At 73.6% G+C, this 20,945-nt stretch carries 13 protein-coding genes and 1 pseudogene; 8 read left to right on the top strand and 6 right to left on the bottom strand.

What is annotated here, in order from left to right:
- Window positions 1–112 precede the first annotated feature (112 nt).
- Window positions 113–1,333: an acetyl-CoA C-acetyltransferase gene (locus tag QOZ89_RS44900; RefSeq protein ID WP_071053317.1), complete on the bottom strand. Its 1,221-nt coding sequence runs from the start codon at window positions 1,331–1,333 to the stop codon at window positions 113–115.
- Between the two features lie 363 nt (window positions 1,334–1,696).
- Here QOZ89_RS44900 and QOZ89_RS44895 point away from each other — a divergent pair, with 363 nt between their 5' ends.
- On the top strand, window positions 1,697–3,847 hold the full coding sequence (locus tag QOZ89_RS44895) for a C2 family cysteine protease (RefSeq protein ID WP_312630207.1): 2,151 nt from the start codon (window positions 1,697–1,699) through the stop codon (window positions 3,845–3,847).
- 348 nt (window positions 3,848–4,195) lie between these two features.
- Here the strand turns inward: QOZ89_RS44895 and QOZ89_RS44890 are convergent, their stop codons facing one another.
- Window positions 4,196–4,960: an alpha-ketoglutarate-dependent dioxygenase AlkB gene (locus QOZ89_RS44890; protein WP_083419836.1), complete on the bottom strand. Its 765-nt coding sequence runs from the start codon at window positions 4,958–4,960 to the stop codon at window positions 4,196–4,198.
- Window positions 4,961–5,471: 511 nt separating this feature from the next.
- On the opposite strand from QOZ89_RS44890, the gene QOZ89_RS44885 reads away from it, so the two are divergent.
- Entirely contained in the window at window positions 5,472–7,235 is a 1,764-nt protein-coding gene (locus QOZ89_RS44885) for a hypothetical protein (protein WP_312630206.1), read from the top strand.
- A gap of 52 nt (window positions 7,236–7,287) precedes the next feature.
- Window positions 7,288–9,204, top strand: coding sequence for an FAD-dependent oxidoreductase (locus QOZ89_RS44880; protein ID WP_312630205.1), 1,917 nt, complete (start codon window positions 7,288–7,290; stop codon window positions 9,202–9,204).
- Window positions 9,205–9,396: 192 nt separating this feature from the next.
- Here the strand turns inward: QOZ89_RS44880 and QOZ89_RS44875 are convergent, their stop codons facing one another.
- A complete protein-coding gene (locus QOZ89_RS44875) occupies window positions 9,397–10,845 on the bottom strand; it encodes a hypothetical protein (RefSeq protein ID WP_071053313.1) in 1,449 nt (482 codons plus the stop codon).
- 905 nt (window positions 10,846–11,750) lie between these two features.
- Here QOZ89_RS44875 and QOZ89_RS44870 point away from each other — a divergent pair.
- A complete protein-coding gene (locus tag QOZ89_RS44870; protein ID WP_071053312.1) occupies window positions 11,751–12,278 on the top strand; it encodes a peptidylprolyl isomerase in 528 nt (175 codons plus the stop codon).
- 209 nt (window positions 12,279–12,487) lie between these two features.
- Window positions 12,488–13,747 (top strand): rhomboid family intramembrane serine protease, encoded by a 1,260-nt coding sequence (locus tag QOZ89_RS44865; protein ID WP_083419878.1) that lies wholly within the window; start codon window positions 12,488–12,490, stop codon window positions 13,745–13,747.
- Window positions 13,748–13,771: 24 nt separating this feature from the next.
- Here QOZ89_RS44865 and QOZ89_RS44860 read toward each other — a convergent pair whose 3' ends face one another.
- Entirely contained in the window at window positions 13,772–14,902 is a 1,131-nt protein-coding gene (locus QOZ89_RS44860; RefSeq protein WP_071053434.1) for an SAM-dependent methyltransferase, read from the bottom strand.
- A gap of 654 nt (window positions 14,903–15,556) precedes the next feature.
- On the opposite strand from QOZ89_RS44860, the gene QOZ89_RS44855 reads away from it, so the two are divergent.
- Both QOZ89_RS44855 and QOZ89_RS44850 read left to right on the top strand, forming a co-directional pair.
- Window positions 15,557–17,461: a glycoside hydrolase family 15 protein gene (locus QOZ89_RS44855; RefSeq protein ID WP_071053433.1), complete on the top strand. Its 1,905-nt coding sequence runs from the start codon at window positions 15,557–15,559 to the stop codon at window positions 17,459–17,461.
- Between the two features lie 859 nt (window positions 17,462–18,320).
- Window positions 18,321–18,701, top strand: a complete 381-nt coding sequence (locus QOZ89_RS44850) for a hypothetical protein (RefSeq protein WP_071053311.1) — start codon at window positions 18,321–18,323, stop codon at window positions 18,699–18,701.
- A 285-nt stretch (window positions 18,702–18,986) separates the two neighbouring features.
- On the opposite strand, the gene QOZ89_RS44845 is transcribed toward QOZ89_RS44850, so the two are convergent.
- Entirely contained in the window at window positions 18,987–19,250 is a 264-nt protein-coding gene (locus tag QOZ89_RS44845) for a cell division protein CrgA (RefSeq protein WP_071053310.1), read from the bottom strand.
- Window positions 19,251–19,572: 322 nt separating this feature from the next.
- Between QOZ89_RS44845 and QOZ89_RS44840 the strand changes: the two genes are divergently transcribed.
- Complete coding sequence (locus QOZ89_RS44840) at window positions 19,573–20,367, top strand: DUF881 domain-containing protein (RefSeq protein WP_312630204.1); 795 nt, start codon at window positions 19,573–19,575, stop codon at window positions 20,365–20,367.
- A gap of 116 nt (window positions 20,368–20,483) precedes the next feature.
- Here the strand turns inward: QOZ89_RS44840 and QOZ89_RS44835 are convergent.
- Window positions 20,484–20,822 (bottom strand): annotated as a pseudogene (locus QOZ89_RS44835) (glutamine amidotransferase-related protein); the annotation flags it as partial.
- Window positions 20,823–20,945: the final 123 nt, after the last annotated feature.

Raw genomic sequence — 20,945 nt, 5'->3', positions numbered from 1 at the left:
CGCAGCGGAGGTCGCCGTAGCGCCCGTGAGCGGAGGAGGACGGCGCGCGGAGGTCCCGTGGGAGCGAAGCGAGTACGGGGCCGGAGCGCGCCGCCCGCACGGAGCGAACCAGTTAGTTGAGCCGCTCGATGACCATGGCCATGCCCTGGCCACCGCCAACGCACATGGTCTCGAGGCCGATGGTCTTGTCCCTGGTGCGCAGGCCGTTGAGCAGCGTGGTCAGGATGCGGGCGCCGGTCATGCCGAACGGGTGGCCCAGCGCGATGGCGCCGCCGTGCACGTTGAGCTTGTCGAAGTCGATGCCGAGCTCGCGCGCCGACGGCACGACCTGGGCGGCGAACGCCTCGTTGATCTCGACGAGGTCGATGTCGTCGATCGTCATGCCGGCGCGGCCGAGCACCTGCCGCACCGCCTCGATCGGCCCAAGGCCCATGATCTCCGGCGACAGGCCGGTCACGCCGGTCGCCACGATCCGGGCCAGCGGGGTCAGGCCCAGCTCGCGGGCCCTGGTGTCACTCATGATGACCACCGCGGCGGCGCCGTCGTTGAGCGGGCAGGCGTTGCCGGCGGTCACCGTGCCGTCCGGGCGGAACACCGGCTTCAGGCCGGCGAGCGCCTCGAGGGTGGTGCTCGGCCGCGGGCCGTCGTCCGCCCGGACGACCGTGCCGTCCGGCAGGGTGACCGGGATGATCTCCCGCTCGAAGAACCCGTCCGCGATGGCCTTGGCCGCGTTCTGCTGGGAGCGCAGCGCGAACTCGTCCTGGTCGGCCCGGGTGAGCCCGGTGTGCTGGACGACGTTCTCGGCCGTCTGGCCCATCGCGATGTAGATGTCGGGCAGTAGCCCGTCGGCGTGCGGGTCGGTCCAGACCGGGGCGCTGGCTTCGGCCCGGGCCTTGGTGCGGGCCTCGGCGTCGGCGTAGAGCGGGTTGTGGGTGTCGGGCAGGCCGTCGGCGCTGCCCTTCACGAACCGGCTGACCATCTCGACGCCGGCCGAGATGAAGACGTCGCCCTCACCAGCCCTGATCGCGTGGAAGGCCATCCGGGTGGTCTGCAGCGACGAGGAGCAGTAACGGTTCACCGTGGTACCGGGCAGGAAGTCCATGCCGAGCTCGACCGCGACCGCGCGCGCCATGTTGAAGCCCTGCTCACCGGCCGGCTGCGCGCAGCCGAGCATCAGGTCGTCGATCGTCGTGGGATCGAGTTCGGGCAGCTTGTCGAGGACAGCCCGCACGACGGTCGCGGCCAGGTCGTCCGGCCGTAGATCCTTGAGCGATCCCTTGTAGGCGCGGCCGATCGGGGACCGGCCGGTGGCGACGATGACGGCCTCGGGCACGTTGGGCTCCTTCCACGGTGTCCGGGCGTAGGGGCCGCACGGCCCGCCTCGGTGTTCTCCCGTACCGGCCCCGCCGGGCTCGCCCCGCCGGCCGGAATGGGCCGTCGCCGGGCAACGGGCACCTCGCCCAAGCTAGCGCAGTTCGCCCTCTCGAGCCTGTGATCCGACCCGACCGCGATCATGTAGCCCCGCGACATCACCTCCGCCGTGTCCTAGCCTGACCTCGATCGGCGCAGCATGATCCTTCCGTGCGGCCTGCTCCGACCGGCGCGATGCGTGGGCGTCGCCGTCGGCGTAGCGCCGGTGGCGCGGGCCGCGCGCCGGCGGCCATGGCCGCGCGGCCGCCAGGAGGTCGGTGACGCGATGCCTTCCGGATACGGGAGTGCCCTGGAACGGCGGGCTCCGGCCGCGCTCGGGAGCGCGGCCGCCGAGCTGCGGGCCGCCGCGCTCGAGCTGCGTGGGCTCGCCGCGACAGCTTCCGGCCTGCTCGACCCCGTGCTGAGCCTGGACACCCCCGAGACCTGGTCGTCGCCGTGGCAGCGGCGCGCGACGGCACGGGTCGACGGCTGGCTGCGGGCGCTGGGCGGCGGTGTCGAGGCGATGGCCGCCCGCGCCCGCTGGTACATCAGGGCCGCCGACGCGTTCGAGGCCGCCGCCGCGGTTGGGCCCACCGCCGTGGGAGCCGGCGGCGCGGCGGGGGAGGGCGGCGCGGGCGACGGGGCCGGCCCGCCGGGGGCTCCGCACGTAGGGCTCGTGCCACGCCTGCCGGAGATGCCTCCCGGCTGGGACATTCCCGACACGGCACTGCTGCGTGAGCTGGCCACCGGCACCGGGACGGGCTCGGCGGACCCGTTCCTCGCCGGGCCGCTGGGTGCTGGCGGCTGGCAGGGCAGCCGCCCCTCACCCTCGGGCGACGCCTGGGCGGTGGACGTCTGGGCCGGTGTGGGCCCCGCCGGCCGCGGCGTGGACGGCGGCGCCCACGGTGGCGACCTGGGTGGAGGCGGTCCGGTCTCCTTTGACCCCGGCCTGCTCGGCGCGCTGGCCGGCAGGCTACGCGCCGCGGGCACCGCCGCGGTCGGGCTAGCCACCGCCGTCGGGCGAACGGACGAGACAGCCCTGGACACGGTCGTCGCCGTTCTCGGCGCGGCGGCCGCGGCGACGGGCGGCGGCCTCGCCCAGGCACTCGGCGCCGCCGTGTCCGCGAGTCCGCCGGGCACCTTCCGGCTGGCCGGCCTGCCCACGACGACCGACGTGCTCCGGCTGGGCGCGCACGCCGTCGCGGTCGGCGGGCCAGATCTCGCGGCGGCGATCGAGCGTCGGACGGCTCACTTCGTGGCGGCCGAGGAGGCGGTGCGGGCCGGCGGCGTGCTGATCGACCCGCGCGCCTGGTTCGACGACGCTCCGCCGCCGAGCCTCGGCTGGATCAGGACGGCCGCCGCCGGGCTCGTCGCGCTGGTCGGGACCGACCCCGGCGCGCTGTCCGCCGCGGACATGCGGGAGGTCGGCCGGCGGCTGGCAGCGCTGCCGCCGGCCGCCCGCGAGGCGGTGGTCAGCCGGCTGCGCGGCCAGCCGCTACAGGTGCTGACGGGGGCGCTCGCCCGCCTGCTGCGGCACGTGGCGGCAGGCTCGGACGACGAGCTCGAGGCCCTGGCCGCGGTGCCGGACCTCCTGCTCGCGAGCGCGCCGGCCGCCATGCTCACCGAGCTCGTCCGCCTGCTGCCCGTCCTCGAACCGGCACCTCCTGGAACCGGAACTCCGAGCTCCGACGGCGTGGACGTGGATGAGGCGAACCGGGCCGACCCGGTCGTCCGAGACGGCGTCAGCACCTCCGATGTCGGCCAGGGCGGCCTCGGTGACTGCTACCTCGCCGCGGTGCTGATCGGTCTGGCCAGACAGCGCCCCGATCTGCTTGTCGAGGGGATCCGGGAGAACCCGAACGGCACGCTCACCGTCACCTTCTACCGCGACGGCCGGCCCTTTCCGGTCACCGTGACGCGCGCGCTGCCCGGCCTGCCCACCGGCGACGCCGCGGGCGGAGCGGGAGGCGGCGGGGCCGGCGGCGCGCGGCCGGTGCCCACGATGGCCGCGTTCGACCTCGCCGGGCGGCCGGAGCTGTGGGCCGCCGTCTACGAGAAGGCCTACGCACGGCTCTACGGCGGCTACGATGCGATCAACGGCGGCGATCCCGGCGCGGCCGCAACCGACCTCACCGGACACCCACATCGCGCGGTGCCGCCGGGCTCCATCAGCGTCGCGGGTGTCGCGTCGCGGCTGGCCGCGGGCGACGTGATCACGGTCTCCACCCGCCCGGGTGTGGCGGACGAGCCGGCGGCCGGGTCGGCGGCTGGTCTTGTGGGCCAGCACGCCTACACGGTTCTGGCCGCGGACGTCGCGGGTGGACGGCTGCTGCTGCGCAACCCGTGGAGCAGCCCCGGCGAGGAACTGGCCCGCTGGTACCGCTGGGACGAGCTGCGCTCGTGCCTCCGGGCAGTCACCCTGACCCCGACGTCCTGACGCGAGCCGCCTAGGGCTGCTCCGGCCGGCGGTTGAGGTTGGGGTCAGGGCTTGGCAGCTCGCTCAGGGCGAGTTGTGCCGACTGGATGTTGCTGGGAACCCACCTCAGGTGGTCCGCCACGCCCCGTCGTGGGCCCGTGAGCACGACTCGCGTATGCCCGTTGGGCATATACGTCCGCTGGTTGCGGTCGCGATGGTGCGGCCGCGTCGCGGCGCGCGCGCGCCGCGCGCGCGCCGCGCGCTCGCCGGCCATCTCGATCACCGCTCGCCCCACCGAAGGTCGAGCGCTCATCTACCGCTCGCCTACCGCTCACCTATGGTTCACCTATGGTTCGTCGCGCGTCCCGCTCAGCGGCCGAAGTGTCGGGCGGCCGCGTAGCCGGCGCCCTGCAGTGGCTTGCCGGTACGGGACGTCCATCGCCACTGCACCGAGATCCGGCCGCTGACGTGGCCGGCGACCTTGGGCACGCCGTGCAGCCAGTCCGCCTGGGCGCGCCCGCCCAGCACGAGCAGGTCGCCCGAGCCTGGCGCGAGATCGAGCAGGCCGGTGGCGTCGCTCGGGTCGTTCAGGATGCGGCGGCCTGGGGCGAGCCGCACCGGCTTCACGGTCCACGGCCGGCGGGCCCCCAGCGTGAGGATCGCGATCACGGTGTCGTCGAGCCACCGCAGCTCCTTGTCGCGGTGTACCGCCACCGAGTCCGCGCCGTCGCGGTAGTAGGACATGCCGTAGCCGTCGAACTCGATGCCGTAGCGGCGCCGCAACGCCGCATGCGCGGCCGTCAGCTCGGGGACGGGCGGCGGCCGGCCCGCGTCGTACCAGGCACTCAGCCGTGGCGGGACCACGTATTTCTCGTAGCGCCACATCGCGCCGGCCCGCCACTGCGTGGCGTCACGGACCCGCTGGTAGAGCTCGTCCGCGCCTGGCAGCCAGCCACGACCGATGTCCACCCAGGATGTCCGGTCGAGCCAGTGCCGCTCGAGAGGAGCCGCCACCAGCACACGGGCGAGGGCGGCGACGTCGACGCGGTCGGCCGGTGGTGAGACATCACCCGCGTCCACCGTGCTCGCGACGGCTGGGCCCTCGCCGGCCTGGCCGGCCTGCTCGGCGGACATGTCTCGACGCTACCGGGGACCTCTGACACCTTCCGGCGGTTTCCGGCTTCGCCGTCGTCGCGGCTCGACGGTCTGGCCGCTCACCGGCCCGCGTGCGGTCGAAGGCCGCGGGGCCGTCGTAGGTAGACGGTTGCGGCCGGGTGGGCTGTCGGTGGGCCGGTGTTTCCCGGCGTCGGTTCTCGTCGGGCCGGGGGCGGACTGGCTGTCGACTGGACCCGTCGCAAGCGCATCGCGGACGTGCATAAGCGCTGGTCAAGCGCTCTCTGCGCGCTCGCGCAGGCATGTTGCCGTTATGTGTGCCCCTTGGCCGCGCTCCTCTTACCGCCCCGCCAGCGCGGGGTAACGTTCCTCAACCGGCATAGCCAGCCAGCGCGTCGCACAGACCGCCGACGCCCGACACCGACCCGAACCGACCCAGAGTCCCTTGGCCCGGCCGTTCCCAGGCTCGCAGGCCTGATGTCCACCCGCCACGCGGCCAGCAGCTCAGCGCGCAGGAAGGAGGCGAGGCTCCGTGGTAACCGACCCGATGCGTCAGCTCCCGCTTCCCGGAGTCCTCGTCCTGGTCTCCACGCCGTCCACCAGCGCGATCGTCGCCGACAACGTGGGCTGGCAGCGTGCCGTCGCGCAGGCGGGGCTCCCGCCCGCGGCCAAGCTGGTCGCGCTCATCCTGGCGAGTCACGTCGAACCGGCCAGCGGGGCCGATCCGGAGCTGCCGGCGGGCTCCGCCGTCTGCGCGCCCGGCCTGCGGGTGCTGGTGACGCAGACCAAGTACAGCCGGACCCACGTCCAGCGTCAGCTCGCGCAGTTGCGCAAGCTGGGCTGGCTCACCTCGGTGGGCCGGCCCGCCGCCGGCCGTCCGGCGCGGTTCGTGCTGACGCTGCCGCGGGACGTCGCCCGGTCCGCCGGAGTAGGGCTGGCCACGCCATCCGAGCAGGCCAAGGCCCACGATGCCGCTGACGTCATGGCGGCCACGGGCGCCCCGGCCGCCACCGCGGACCCGGCGGAACCGGCGTACGGCCGGCTCGCGGCCGTCGGCGCCACCGAGGACGCGGCGGACGGCCCGACCCGCGTCGGCGCGGCCCGTCAGGAGGCGCCCGACGGGGTGGCAGCGATTGCCGCGGCCGACGCCGAGCTGGCGCCCACCGCGGCCGGCGCCGGCGCCGGCGCCGCGGTCACCGCCGGCGGACACCTGCGCCGCCGGGCGGGCGGGCGGGCGCGGCCGGCGCGGCCGGCTCCGGGGGAGCGAGGGCGGGCCAGGATCGCCGGCACGCTGATGCGCCTCGGCGCGCGGCCGAGCGCCCCGGGCTCCCGCATGGAGTTCACCGAGGACGTGGATGCGCTGCCGCCAAACGTCCTGCCCGACCCGTTCAGCCTGCTGACCGGCACCGTCGGCCGCCGTGCGGCGCCGCGCTGGTCGCCGTTGCCCACGCTGCCCGTCGCCCCCAGGCCGACGTGGCCCGCCTCGGCCGCCGGGCCCATGGCGCCCGCCGGGCCCGTGGCGCCCGTGGCGCCCGCCGGGCCCACCGCGTCGTCTGGTGCCGGCCATGGCGGGGGTTCGGCGGCCCGGGATGCCGCGGGCCTGGATGCCCCGCCCACGAACGCCGGGTATGCGGGGCCTGGGGACGTCATGCCCGAGAGCGTCGCGTCCGGGGGTGTTGTCCCCGCGGACGTGGTGCCCAGTGGCATCTCATCCGGGTCGGTGGCCGGAGGTTCGCCGCCCTCCGCCGGCGAGCGCGCGGGCGGGCCGCCCTCAGTGGACACGAAGCCGGCAACCGCGTCACCCTCGGACCCACCCGCGCCGGGGGAGCCGCCCGTACCCGCGGAGCCGGTGATCCAGGCGCCGCGCGATCCTGTGGCCGAGGCGGCGGCGCAGTTGGTCGGCACCCTGGCCAGCGCGATGCGCTGTGAACCGGAGGTCTTTGCCGACTGCGTAGGCCAGCTCACCGACATCCTCAACGAAGGCGGCTGGTCGCCGCCCACACTCGCCACCCACCTCGTCCACCTGGTGGTCGGCGGGGTGAAGGTCGGTTCCGACAGCCCCGCCGACGGCCTCACCTGGCGGCTGAAGCACTTGCCGAGGACCAGCGACGAATGTCCCTGTGGCGCCTGCCGGTCCTGGCGCACGGCCGAATCCGAGCCACGTGCCGCGTCCGGCCCGTCCGGCGCCGACGGGGACGGGTCAGCGTCCGCGCCGCCCGGCCTGGCCGAGATCGAGCGGGCCGCCGCCGTCGGCGCCGAGCAGGCGGCCCTGCTCGCCCGAGCTCGCGCCTCCTGACCCGACGGCCCGCCCGCCTGCCGGATACCAGGGCGGGCGGGATGATGGAGCCATGGGCAACACCAGCTCAGATACCGAGCTTGACGGGGCCGGCGGTCTCGATGTGGACGTCCTGGTCATCGGGAGCGGGTTCGGCGGCAGCGTCACCGCGCTGCGGCTGGCCGAGAAGGGCTATCGAGTGACGGTCGTCGAGGCCGGCCGCCGTTACAGCGCACCACCGGAGGCCTCCGGCGCCGCGAGGGAGGAGCATTCTCGCGGCGCCTTCGGCCAGGCACCGCCGGAGGCCTCCGGCGCGCCGAAGGAAGAGCGTTCTCGCGGTGGCGCGGTCGCGACGCTGCCCCGGACCAGCATGGACATTCGTCGCTATCTCTGGATGCCATGGCTTGGCTGTCACGGCATCCAGAAGATCACTCTGCTTGGCAGGGTGCTGGTGCTCTCGGGGGCCGCCGTCGGCGGTGGCTCGATGGTCTACGCGAACACGCTGTACCGCCCGCTGGAGCCGTTCTACGCCGACCCGCAATGGGCCGGCCTGGCCGACTGGCGGGCCGAGCTCGCGCCGTACTACGACCAGGCCGAGCGGATGCTCGGCGTCGTCCACAACCCGACGGCCACCTACGCCGACAAGGTGTTCCAGACGGTCGCCGAGGAGATGGGCGTCGGCGACACGTTCCAGCTGGCCGACGTCGGCGTGTACTTCGGACCCGAGGGGCGGCCGGCGCCGGGCGAGCCCGCCGAGGACCCGTACTTCGGCGGGGCGGGCCCGCGGCGGGTGGGCTGCCTGCAGTGCGGCGAATGTATGAGTGGCTGCCGGCACGACGCCAAGAACACTCTCGACCGCAACTACCTGTACCTGGCGGAGCGGCTTGGCGTCACGATCGTCGCCGACACCACCATCCGCTCGGTGACGCCGCTGCCGGGCGGCGGCTACGAGGTCGTCGGCGAGCCGACCGGCGCCTGGCCGGCGGTCACTCCGTGGGGCCGGGCGAGGGCTCGGAGGCGCCAGCACCGCTGGCGAGCCGGGCAGGTGGTGTTCGCCGCCGGCGCGCTCGGCACCCAGCAGCTGCTGCACGCGATGCGGGCGGGCGGTCAGCTGCCCGGCCTGTCCGAACGCCTCGGCCACCTGACCAGGACGAACTCGGAGGCCATCCTCGGGGCGGTGAAGACGCGCCCCGACGAGCGGATCACCCGTGGCGTCGCGATCACGTCGAGCTTCTACCCGAATCCGCACACCCACGTCGAGCCGGTCCGCTACGGCCGCGGGAGCAACCTCCTCGCGCCGCTTGCCTCCCCTATGACCGACGGCGGCGGGCGGCTGCCGCGGTGGGCACGGTTCCTCGGTGCCTGCCTGCGCCGGCCGCACCTGGCCGTCGCGGCCGGCCTGCCGTGGCGATGGTCGGAGCGGACGATGATCGTCCTGGTGATGCAGTCCCAGGACAACTCGCTGGTCGTGCGCCGCCGGCGCGGCCCGTTCGGGACGAGCTGGCTGACCAGCCGCCAGGGCCACGGTGAGCCGAACCCGACCTGGATCCCAGCGGGCAACGACGCGACCAGGCGGATCGCCGCCAGGATTGGCGGGCATCCGGCCGGCTCGATCACCGAGGTCGCGAACATCCCGCTGACGGCGCACATCCTGGGCGGGGCGCCGATCGGGGAGAGCCCCGAGCATGGGGTCGTCGATGCCTACCAACGAGTGTTCGGGCACCCCGGGCTGCACGTCGCGGACGGCGCCGCGGTCTGCGCGAACCTGGGGGTGAACCCGTCGCTGACCATCACCGCGCAGGCGGAGCGCGCGATGTCCTTCTGGCCGAACAAGGGCGACTCCGACCCACGTCCCCCGTTGGGCGCCCCATACCGCCGGATCGACCCGGTGACGCCGCGTCGTCCCGCCGTCCCGACATTCGCCCCCGCCGCCTACCGGATTGGCGGCCTGCCGGTCGTTACCCGCGTCCCGGAGGCCGAAAGGCGCTGACGTTGGCCGCAGGTGGCAGAGGGGAGCCGCGCGGGGGCGCCCCCGGCGGGGCCCCCCCCAACACCAAGGCGCGCGGACGTGGGCCGCCGGGGGCTGCGGGGCCCGGCGCGGCGTCGCCCGCGCGGGTCCCCTCCCATCCACTTAGCCGGTAGGACGGAGCGTCCGATGGCTGGAGGGCTCCGCGCCCCAGTCTTAGAAGCGACGGGGCGCCGAGGGGTCACTCATCGTGTCGACGCCGGGCATCTCCTCGACCCGGCCGGAGGTGGCCTCGCTCGCCATCCGCTCCGACAGCCGGTCGGTGCCCGGGAACCCGCCAGGGGCCGTCGGCATCGGCCGCTGACCGGCCTGCTCCTCGAGCGGCATGGCCGGCTGGCCGGTTCCCTGCTGTCCCAGGTACCGGCGGGCGGCCACGGCGGCGCCGGCCCCCGCTCCCGCCAGGAGCAGCAGGCCCACCCCACGCCGACGGCGCTGGTGCGACTGGGCCATCCGGCGCTCGGCGCGGGTGAGGTGCTGCTCCAGCAGGCGCTGGGCGCGGTCGGCCTGCACCGTCGTCTTGCGCTCCGACCGGCGCGCGCGGCGCGAGTGGCTGTGCCGCATGGCCCGCTCGCTGGCCTCGTAGGCACGCTGGGTGAGGTCGTCGGCCGCGGACTGGGCCTTCTCGATCCGCCGCTGGTGCCGCTTGGACACGCCGCGCACCCGGTCCTGCCCGCCGCTGATCTCCTCCCAGGAAAGCCCCTCCGGAATGGCCCACCGCGACGGCTCGCCGCCCCGCTCCCGCAACGCGAGGTCGCCAGAGCGGGCTTGCTCGCCCCGCTCCCCGCGCCGGCCCGCGCCCCGGCCGCGCCCGCTGGGCTGCTCCCGGCGCTGGCCCCCTTCCCCCGAGAACCGCTCCTGGCGGCCCTCCTCGCCCCACGGCTGGCCGCGCCCAGGCAGGCGACCGGTCCGTTCCTCGACGCGGCCGGCGATCTCCTCGCCGGGCGCCGTCGTTGCCCGCCGCCGCCCCACGTGGGCCGTGCGGCCCGTCCGTCCCCCGCCGTCCGGCTCGCCCCACGGCCGCTGGCCGGGTGTTTCCCACGACGGCCGGTCGCGCCGCTCGTCCCAGGCCCGCCCACGCTCGCGCCTCGGCCGCTCGCCGATCCTGCTCGCCGCCCAGCCCAGGTCGGCGTCGGAACGCTCCGACATCCGGTCGGACCGCTCCGACATGCGGCTGGAGGCGTCGGACATCCGGTGGGCCAGGGTGCTGCTGGCGTCCCGGGTCGCGGAGGCCGCCGACTGGCTGGCGCGGGCCGCCAGTCCCGCCGCGCCGGTGACCGCCGAGCCAGCCCTGCCCGCGGCGCCTCGCGCGGCCGTCTGGAGGCCGGCCTGCCACTCCTGCCCGCCGTCGCCGAAGGCCGCGCGGATCCCCGCGTGGCCGGGAGCGCCCGAGCCGGCACCGCCGAACAACTGCGACGTGCCGAGCAGGCCCGAGATGGGCCCGCCGCCCTCGTGGCCGCGGCCGGATCGCTGCTCGACCATGCCGCCGGGGCGCAGGCGGCGCCTGACGCCGCCGCGCTCCTGGCCGCGTGCGTCCCGGCCTCGCCTCGTGTCGCTCGGCGCCGCCCCGGTGACGCGCGAGAGCCGGTTCCGCAAACTGCTACCCATCGGTCTCCCTCTCCTGGCGTTGCCTCTTGGCGTGGTGGGACGAGCTGGCCCCGTCTGCCCGCCGCCTGGCCTCCGCCGGTCCGCGTGACGGATCGAGCGGGCCGGCACGGTGGCCAGAACCCGGGGCCAGCGATGTCTGCCCCGGGGATATCCCCCGACCGCCGCCAAACATCACCTTCACTCTGTGTAGTGCTGGTAGCACTCTCGCGCCTCTGCCTGCTCCTGTCGCGGCGAGGCGCTGGGCGCGCTCGCCGCGTGTCGGGCGCTGGGCGCCCTCCCCGCGTGGTACCGGGTACTGGCATATGGCGGTGGTCGCGCTGGGGATGGGCAGACGAGGTGGCTGGTTGGTGCTGCGCTGATGCGCCGTCGCCATCGGTGGCTTGGTTGCGCGTATTGGTCGCCAGAACGACGTGGCGACCAGCGGCGGCGACGAGGTGGCTGGTTGGTGCTGCGCTGATGCGCCGTCACCGTCGGTGGCTTGGTTGCGCGTATTGGTCGCCAGAACGACATCGCGACCACCGGCGGCTTGACGCCATGGCCCATGGGATGTCGGGCGCTTGGTGCCTTCCTGCTGTCGCACCGAGGTGCGCGAGCGGCACATACGATCGTCGTCAGTGCGGCCGGTTCGGGGCGGCCGTGCCGGGGCGAGGTCGGGCCGGCGGGTCCGCTGATGTCTGGTCAGCCTGCCTCGAGCCCGCGAGCTTCGCCGGCGGGCGAGCCTCGCTGCCGGGCCCAGCGCTCGGCCGAGCCGAGCCGACACAAGGGAGCCGCAGTCCTGAGGGAAGAGCGTCATGCGCCGCCGGAACGCCGCGCGGCGCGCAGTCGTCTTCCGGATGGGTATGCGGCCGGTGACGCCAATCCGACGCGGGTCAGGCGGCCCGCGGACACGAAGAGAAGAGAGACACATGGCCGAGGAGCTGTACGCGACGCTGCGGACGACTCAGGGCGACATCGAGATCCGGCTGTTCCCGGATCACGCTCCGAAGACGGTCCGCAACTTCGTCGGTCTCGCCACCGGCGACCAGGAGTGGACCGACCCGACCACCGGTGCGAAGAAGACCGGCACCCCGCTCTACAGCGGCACGATCTTCCACCGTGTCATCCCGAACTTCATGATCCAGGGCGGCGACCCGCTGGGCAGCGGCCGCGGCGGCCCGGGCTACAAGTTCGCCGACGAGTTCCACCCGGACCTGTCGTTCAACCGGCCGTACCTGCTGGCCATGGCGAACGCCGGCCCCGGCACGAACGGCTCGCAGTTCTTCATCACCGTCGCCCCGACCGACTGGTTGAACCGCAAGCACACCATCTTCGGCGAGGTCACCCGGGGCACCGACGTCGTCGACGCGATCGTCAAGGCCCCGACCGGGCAGCAGGACCGGCCGCGCACCGACGTGGTGATCGAGGAGATCGCCGTCGAGCGCCGCCCCGTCTAGCTGGCCGTACCGCCTGGGAGGCGTGGCCGTGACCATGCCCACGCCTCCCTGGTGCCGACCTCGGCCGGAGGCATTCGTCGACGTCGCCGAAGGCAGCGTGACGATGACCGGGCCTCGCGCGACTGGAGGCTCGAGCAGGACAGCATGGACAGGCCGAAGGACTCGGACGGACAGGACCGCGGGCCGGCTGGCCCGGAGGGGGTGGCGTGGTGACCGCGCAGGGCACCGAGCCCGAGCCGGCGACCGGCTCGGGGCTGGCGGCATCGGGCGCCGGCGACGCGGGGCCCGGGCAGGGCGCGCCGCCCGCGGGCGGCGAGCACTCCCCTTGGGCTCGTCCGACCGTGGGGGAGTCGTCGGCAGGGGCCGCGTCCGCGCAGGCCTCCCCGACCGTGTCACCCGGGCGGGACGTCTCGGCCGACCCCGGCCGGCAGGTCCCCCCGGCGGACGGTGCCGGGCAACCGGGCGCCCCGCCGCCGGGGCATCCCGGCTGGGCGGCGCCACCCGCGACCCAGCCTCCCCAGGTGTCCTGGAGCGCGCCGCGGGTTGACGGTGCCGAGGTGTGGGGAGCCGGCCAGGACGCGCGGCCCACCGGCGAGGGTGGCCCCGGCCAGGGATCAGGCCCCGAACTGTCCGGGCAGCAGGCGCGCTGCTACCGCCACCCACAGCGGGAGGCGTACGTCTTCTGCCAGCGCTGCGGGCGTCCGATCTGCCCGGACTGCATGCGCCCGGCCTCGGTCGGCTTCCACTGCCCGGAGGAGGAAGGCTCGGCGAAGCAGGCGCCGCGCACCGACCTCGGCGGCCGCGCCCAGGCGTCGCCGGGTCTGGTCACGAAGATCCTGATCGGTCTGTGTCTCGTCGCGTACGTGCTGCAGGGCTTGCCAGGGCTGACGGGCACCAGCCGGGCCAACCAGTTCACCGTCGACTACTCGCTGATCGGCTTCAAAATTGCCGAGAACCACGAGTACTGGCGCCTGATCACCGCCGCGTTCCTGCACGGCAGCGTCCTGCACATCCTGTTCAACATGTACGCGCTGTTCCTGCTTGGAATGCAGCTCGAGACGGTCCTCGGCCGGGCGCGGTACCTGGCGCTGTTCTTCGCCTGCGCTATCGGTGGTAACACGTTCAGCTACCTGATGTCCGGCGAGCAGACGTTCTCGTACGGCGCGTCCACGGCGATCTTCGGGTTCTTCGCCGCCTACTACCTGATCGCGCGTCGGCTGCGGCTGAACACCAACCAGATCCTCATCGTCGTCGGGATCAACCTGGTGATCACGTTCACGATCTCCGGCATCGACAAGTGGGGACATCTCGGCGGCCTCGGCACCGGACTGCTGCTGGGCCTGCTCTACGCCTACGTCCCGGCGCGCCGCGTCGTTCTGCAGGCGCTCGGCACCGGCGCCGTCGTGGCCGTGCTGCTGGCCGCCGCGGTCCTGAACTCCCAGAGCCTGACATCCATCACCGGTAGCTGATCTTCGGCCGACCGGTGATGGACGTCAGTGCCAGCCGATCGAGGCGTAGACGGGAAGCCGGCCGAAGTGGGGGCGTGAGCGCTCATCCGGCGCGTGCCACTCCTCGGCCGGGACCAGGCCCGGCTCGATCGGCTCCCAGGTACTGACCAGGTCGACGGTCTGCGCGTGCGGCCGAGGACAGCCAGGCAGGCCGGCCCGCGTGAGCACCCCTCGCAGCCCGCGCGCGGAGGTCTCGTCGCAGAGCTGGGAGAAGATCAGCAGGCTGCCCCGGGCGGTGGCCTCCCGGTAGCCGAGCAGCATGCCGCGCGGGTCCTCGTGGTCGGCGATCTGTGGCATCCCGGGCACGGCGACGAGGGCGAGCGGCCGGGTGACGTTCAGCCGGGCGCGCACGCCCGGGTGCGCCAGGACCTCCGCCGGGTGCGCGATGTCGGCCCGCACGACGGCGGCCTGCTCCGTCGGCACGTCGCGCGTCGCGCGGATCACCGTCAGCGGGCTCGGATCGACGTAGACCGTCTGGCTTTCCGGCGCGACCGAGCAGGCGATCTCGTGGACCGGGTCGGCGGTCTGCATGCCGCAGCCGAGGGCGAGGAACTGGTTCACCCCGTTGCGGGCGGCGAACCGCACAGCCCGGACGAGAAACTCCTTGGACGCGCGCGCGGCGGCCGGCGCCTCCGGCCATTCCAGCAGGATCCGCAGCGCCCACCGCCGGTCCGCCCGGCGATGGGATGTGCCGCCGAGCAGCGCGTCGTAGATGCCAGCCGGGGTGGGGAGCTCGTTCAGGTCTCCCTCGGGGTGGAACTCGGGTGGGATCGGGACGGTGAGGGCGCCGTCCGGGCCGGTCTGCTCGACCGGGCGCACCGGTCCGACGGGCCTCATCGGCTCGTCCTGCCCGCGCTGCCAGAACGGGCCGGAGGCATCGATGATGTTCGAGACCCGGAGCGGGCCGGCCGGGCCGCGGGGTTCGACCGTCCGCGACGCGCCGCCGGACCTGAGCGGGCCGACGGCCGGGAAGTCCCCCTGACGCGCTGGCTGGGTCGCGCGGACTGGGCCGTCGCCCAGGCCACGCTCCCGGCCGCTGGAGCGCGCGGGGAGCGACGCGGCTATGGGCATGCTGCCGCCGTGCCTTCTGGCGAGCATGGGCCCGGTGGACGTCATGTCGTCACCTTTCACTACCTGCGAGTCGGCGACCACCGGCCGGGGCGGTGGACGCCGTGGTCGGATCCTCCGGTCGCCGACGACGGGCACGCGGGCCACGGGACGAACCCCGGACAGCGGCCCGACCAGCAGGCCGAGGGCCCGAGGGCGGAACCGGACACGGACCGGCGGCGTTCGGGGCACGGGTCCGAACGTCGCCGGGACTGCGGACGCACAGCCAGTGATAGCCGCGGGCGGAGCCAGCCGCTGACCGCATGCCTGGGCGGGAATGAGCGTGATGCTGGCATTCCTGCTACCTCTGCGGAGGCCGACCCATCGGGTGCGGCCGAGCATGCGGTCCCTCACCGTGCGCGGGGACAGATTATCCGTGTGTCGCGCCGCCGTGAATAAGGGCTTACCCCCGACCTGGATGCCAGTTTTCTCCGCAAAGTCGTCCGGAATCGCCCGGGTCGCGGGAGCCATCCACAGCCACGGTCCACATGATTACCATGCGCTCTCGTGGTCGATACAATGAGCGATGGTTCTGGGGCTGGTGAGGCCCCGGTGGGTGACGGGCCGCGAGGACCGGCGACGGATTAGGCAGTGGGCGGGCCACGCGAGGCACAGGGTTCTTCCCGGCGTCCCCGCGGGCCGCGGAAAGACGGGGTGGTCGCGGTGGCACACTCACCGACACGTCGGCTCGGGGGCAGCCCATTCCCGCCGATCGCCGAGTACGCGTTCCTGTCGGACTGCGAGACGTCCTGCCTGGTGGCCCCCAGCGGCAACGTCGAGTGGATGTGCGTGCCGCGGCCGGACGCCCCCAGCGTGTTCGGCTCGATCCTGGACCGCTCGGCCGGCGGATTTCGGTTCGGCCCCGAACGGATCATGATTCCGGCTGGCCGGCGTTACCTGCCGGGGACCAACGTCATGGAGACGACCTGGCAGACGCCGAACGGCTGGCTGATCGTCACCGACTGCCTGGTCGTCGGCCGCTGGCACCGCACCGCGGCCCGGTCCAAGACCCTCCGGCGCACCCCGATGGACTGGGATGCCGAGCACGTGCTGCTGCGCACGGCGCGCTGCGAGCATGGCGAGGTCGATCTGAGCCTCGTCTGCGAGCCGAACTTCGACTACGGCCGCCAGCCCGAGTCCTGGGAGTACGAGGGCGAGGGCTACGCGTCCGGGGTCATCTCCAACGCCCACACCGGCCTCACGCTGCGGCTGCGCACCGACCTGCGGCTCGGCTTCGACGGCCGCCGCGCGCTGGTGCGCACCACCCTCAAGGAGGGCGACACGGCGTTCGTGGCGCTCACCTGGCGGGCGCAGGAGCCGATGCTGCCCGCGACCTACGCGCAGGCCATGGCGGCCGTCGAGTCCACCACCGAGTTCTGGCGGCAGTGGCTCTCGCGCGGCATGTTCCCCGACCATCCCTGGCGGCGGCACCTGCAGCGCAGCGCGCTCGCCCTCAAGGGCCTCACCTACGCCCCCACCGGCGCGCTGCTGGCGGCCGCGACCACCTCGCTGCCCGAGACTCCCCGGGGCCAGCGCAACTGGGACTACCGGTACAGCTGGATCCGCGACTCGACGTTCGCGCTGTGGGGCCTGTACACGCTCGGGCTCGACTACGAGGCGAACGACTTCTTCTCGTTCATCGCCGACGTCTGCGAGGAGAACGGCGACATCCAGGTGATGTACCGGGTCGGCGGCGAGTCCGACCTGCAGGAGCAGGTGCTCGGGCACCTGTCCGGCTACGACGGGGCCACCCCTGTCCGCGTCGGCAACGACGCCTACAAGCAACGCCAGCACGATGTGTGGGGCACCGTGCTCGACTCGGTCTACCTGCACACCAAGTCGCGTGACTACCTTTCGGAGCGGCTGTGGCCGGTGCTCGCCCGGCTCGTCGAGTCCGCGGCCACCCACTGGCGGGAACCGGACCGCGGCATCTGGGAGGTGCGCGGCGAGCCCAGACACTTCACCACATCGAAGGTGATGTGCTGGGTCGCGCTCGACCGGGGCCGCCGGCTCGCGCAGATGCGCGGCGACCTGAAGTCCGCGGCCCGCTGGAAGACCATCGCCGAGGAGATCCACGCCGACGTCTGCGCGCACGGTGTCGACGAGCGCGGCGTGTTCACCCAGTACTACGGGTCGACGTCGCTGGACGCGTCCGCCCTGCTCGTGCCGCTGCTCGGCTTCCTGCCCGCCTCCGACGACCGGGTGAAGGCGACGGTGCTGGCGATCGCCGACGAGCTGACCGTCGACGGCCTCGTGCTGCGTTACCGCACGGACGAGACCGACGACGGCGTGGGCGGCGAGGAGGGCGCATTCCTGATCTGCTCGTTCTGGCTGGTGTCCGCGATGGTGGAGATCGGCGAGCTGCACCGCGCCCGGCAGCTGTGCGAGCGCCTGCTGTCCATGGCGAGCCCGCTGGACCTGTTCGCCGAGGAGGTCGACCCGGCGACCGGGCGCCATCTGGGCAACTTCCCGCAGGCGTTCACCCACCTTGCGCTGATCACCGCGGTGATGTACGTCATTCGCGCCGAGGACGCCGAAGCCTACGCCCGACCGTCGCCCTCCACCTAATTTCTGGTTCGCTCCGTCCGGAAGGTTGCTTGCTGGTTCGCTCCGTGCGGGCGGCGCGCTCCGGCCCCGTACTCGCTTCGCTTCCCGTCGAGTTGGTTGGCGGAGATGGGTCGGGGTCGGAGTCAGCCGGGGTTGGGCGGGAAGGTTGTTTCTGGTTCGCTCTGGAACGAGTCTCGGGCCGGTCGGGAAGGTTGTTGCTGGTTCGCTCCGTGCGGGCACGGCGCTACGGCCCCTTACTCGCTTCGCTCCCAAGGGACCTCCGCGCCGTGTCCTCCTCCGCTCACGGGCGCTCCGGCGACCTCGCTGCGGCCCGGCCCACGTCGCTTCGCTCGTGGGCCGGGCCTCCGCGAGGTGCGCCTCCGCGCCCAGCTCGGTTGCGTGCCGTCGTACGTCACCAAGCCGAAGCCGCGCACCGGGCGGGGCCACTTCGCTGCGCTCGTGGGCGGGGCTCCGGGACGTCTCTACGAGCGAAGCGAAGTGGCGCTACGGATGGGTCTGCTTCGGACGTGACGTTCAGCGGCGGGTGACCGTGCTGGGCGCGGAGGCGCGCCTCGCGGAGGCCCTCCTACGAGCGAAGCGATGTAGGGGGGGCCGCAGCGAGGTCGCCGCAGCGCCCGTGAGCGCAGGAGGACACGGCGCGGAGGTAGCCCGCGAGCCGCCAGGCGAGCGGGCTGCCGGAGGGCCGTGCCCGGACGGAGCGAACCAGCAAGCAACCTTCCCGCCCAACCCCGTCCGACCCGACCCGAACCCCGTCCGACCCGACCCGAGGCTGTGCCGCGGCAGCCGGGTGGCCCGAACCGGCATAACGCGCAGACGCGTCGATTACTGCGTATGGCCGCGCTGCTTCTAGCATGGACGCGTGGCGAAGGTGGAGGTCGCGGGCGGCCGGGTCGAGGTCGTTCTCAGTCAGAAGGAGCGGCTCGCCGCGCTGCGCGGGGACGTGTCGGCGGCCCTCGGGGAGATCGCCGACGTGCGCGTCTCGCCGCACCCGTTCGGCGAGCTGCGCGGCATCCGCGCCCCGGGGACGGGGGTGCCCGCGGTGATAGCGATCGGCACCTGGCGCCATCGCGGCGGCAAGGACTTCGTCGCCATCTACCGCGGCCGGCCGGCGGTCGTCGTCGTGCTCGCCCCCGGCAGCGAGTTCGAGCGCCTCATCATCGGCGTCGAGGACCCGGACGAGACGGTGGCCAGGATCCTCGCCGCGATCGCTCCCGGCACGACCCCCGCGTCCGTGCTCTGACGCCTCCCGCGCGCTCGCGCTCGGCCGCCCCGGGCCTGGGCTCTTGGCGTGCACGGTGTTTGGGGCCGTGAGGGTACCGACGCGAGCGTCGGGATCGGCTGAGGCGTTCGGACGTGACCACATTGGGTAGCTAGGCCACTACTTTGTGTTCCGTCGTTATGGTGGACCTCTATCCACACATGTGGACAACGGTTGTGGATAAATCTCAGCCGTGCAACTTCGCCGGGGGCGCCACGACCAGCCGGGCCGCGGCGCCGGACGTTTCCTGGTGTCGCGCGATGGCGACTAGTGCCACTGGGTGGCCACGCCCAGGCCAATTACCACAAAACCGAATCCGATCAGGATGTTCCACCCACCCAGCGACTCCATCCCCAGGACGCCGCCGTTGGAGAAGTAGTACGTCAGCAGGTAGGCGATCCCGATCAGGAAGAACGCCAGGATCATACCGCCGAACCAGCGTGGCGAGGGCGCCCGGCGCTTCGCGGCGACGGTCGTGGTGGGACGGGCCGAGGTGGACTTCTTCGGCTTGCGACGTCGCGACTCGGGCACGGAAGATTCTCCTCGTCGGGGGCTACACAAACACTGCGAGAAGGCTACCCTCCCACCCCCACCGACTCGCTATGTAAGGGCTTGGCCGCTATCGGCGCCTTCGGTGTCGGCATCGCGAGGCAGCCAGTCCGGGGCTCTCACCGGGTCCGCCGGGGGGAACCCGGGGTGCCGCGAACCACTCGGTCGGGGACAAGGCGTCGACCAGGCCGGACAGGCCGGAGTCGACCAGGCCGGAAAGGGCTTGGCGACCAGCGCGGGAAGGACGCTCCGTGCGGGCCGGCAAGATGGACGCGACTGTCCTCACCGTAGGAGGGTGACGCGTGTGCGGTGGACGGCGCGGCGGGTGGACCGGCTACACCCGCTGGGTGCCTCCCCACGGCGCCGGCTGGCGGGGGTGCTTGGCGCCGGGCTCACCGGTCTCGTCGTCGCGCTCGCCGGGGTGACCGCGGGCGAGGACGGCGGGAGCGCGTCCGTCCGTGGCGATCGGCGCTCCTACGGGGCCGGTCTCGCCGACGTCGTCGCCGCCGACCGGGCGGGTGTCGACCGGGCGCGCGGGCGGCTCGCCCAGCTACGCGCGGACGGCCCGGGCACGCCGCCCGCCACCGCCGCTCCTACCAGGGCCGCGCAGGCACCTCCAGCCGGTGCGCTGGAACAGGCGGGCCTCGCCGAGACTCACGGAGCGGCGGTGACCGTGACGCTGGATGACACCCCGCGGGAGCGGCGCGCCGGGCCATGGCAGCCCGGGTTGCGACCGCCCGTCGCGGACGACCTCGTCGTGCACCAGCAGGATGTGCAGGCGGTCGTCAACGCGCTCTGGGCCGGCGGGGCACGGGCCATGACGATCATGGGGATACGGGTGACCGCGCGCACCGCGGTCCGGTGCGTCGGGAACACACTGCGGCTGGAGGACGGCGTCTACGCCCCGCCGTTTGTGATCTCGGCGATCGGCGATCAGAACCGCCTCGGCACCGCCCTTGAGGACGATCCCGACGTGGCGCTGTACCGCCAGTACGTCGCCGCTTATGGCCTCGGCTACGACGTCGAGATGGTCACGAACGCCACCTTCCCGGCCGCGAGCCTGCCCAGCGCGCGCTACGCCACCCCGCTGCCCGAGTAGTGCCGTGACCGCCAGATCAGTCCGTTGGCGTGATCGCCGGTAGCGTCCTCTGATGGTCGTGAACGGCGGTGATTACAACCACCTGAGGGCTGAAACCGCGATCATGTCTGCCAGGTTCAGGCGAAGGCGGCCTGGCGCAGGGTCTCGACCTCGGTGGACAGCCCGGGCGCCAGCCGGCGGGCGGCACCGCCGTCACCGCAGGACTCGAGCCAGCGGGCGAGCATCAGGTGGCCGCCCTGGGTGAGCACCGACTCGGGGTGGAACTGCACGCCCTCGATCGGCAGCGTCCGGTGCCGCATGGCCATCACGACGCCGCTCTCCGTCCGGGCGGTGACCTCGATCTCCGCCGGCAGGGTCGACTCCTCCACCGCGAGCGAGTGGTAGCGGGTCGCGATGAACGGGCTCGGCAGGTCCGCGAGCACCCCGGCGCCGTCGTGGTGGACGACCGAGGTCCTGAGTTCGGTCATTTGGTTAGTGCCTTGCCCGTGAGGGCGTCGAGCAGGGTTCTCCGTTCGGGGTCGAGTTCGGGTGGGAAGGTCTGGGCGGCGCCGTTGATCGCGATGGTCGCGGAGCGGAGT

The sequence above is a fragment of the Pseudofrankia coriaricola genome (genome assembly GCF_032027725.1).
Taxonomy (GTDB): domain Bacteria; phylum Actinomycetota; class Actinomycetes; order Frankiales; family Frankiaceae; genus Pseudofrankia.
The sequence above is the reverse complement of the archived record's forward strand: the minus strand, read 5'-3'. Positions and strand labels throughout refer to the sequence as shown.

Excerpts from the sequence above, each read along its gene's own strand:
- QOZ89_RS44895 (WP_312630207.1), top strand. The coding sequence starts at position 1,697 with ATGCCTTCCGGATACGGGAGTGCCCTGGAACGGCGGGCTCCGGCCGCG.
- QOZ89_RS44890 (WP_083419836.1), bottom strand. The coding sequence starts at position 4,960 with ATGTCCGCCGAGCAGGCCGGCCAGGCCGGCGAGGGCCCAGCCGTCGCG.
- QOZ89_RS44880 (WP_312630205.1), top strand. The coding sequence starts at position 7,288 with ATGGGCAACACCAGCTCAGATACCGAGCTTGACGGGGCCGGCGGTCTC.
- QOZ89_RS44875 (WP_071053313.1), bottom strand. The coding sequence starts at position 10,845 with ATGGGTAGCAGTTTGCGGAACCGGCTCTCGCGCGTCACCGGGGCGGCG.
- QOZ89_RS44870 (WP_071053312.1), top strand. The coding sequence starts at position 11,751 with ATGGCCGAGGAGCTGTACGCGACGCTGCGGACGACTCAGGGCGACATC.
- QOZ89_RS44860 (WP_071053434.1), bottom strand. The coding sequence starts at position 14,902 with ATGACGTCCACCGGGCCCATGCTCGCCAGAAGGCACGGCGGCAGCATG.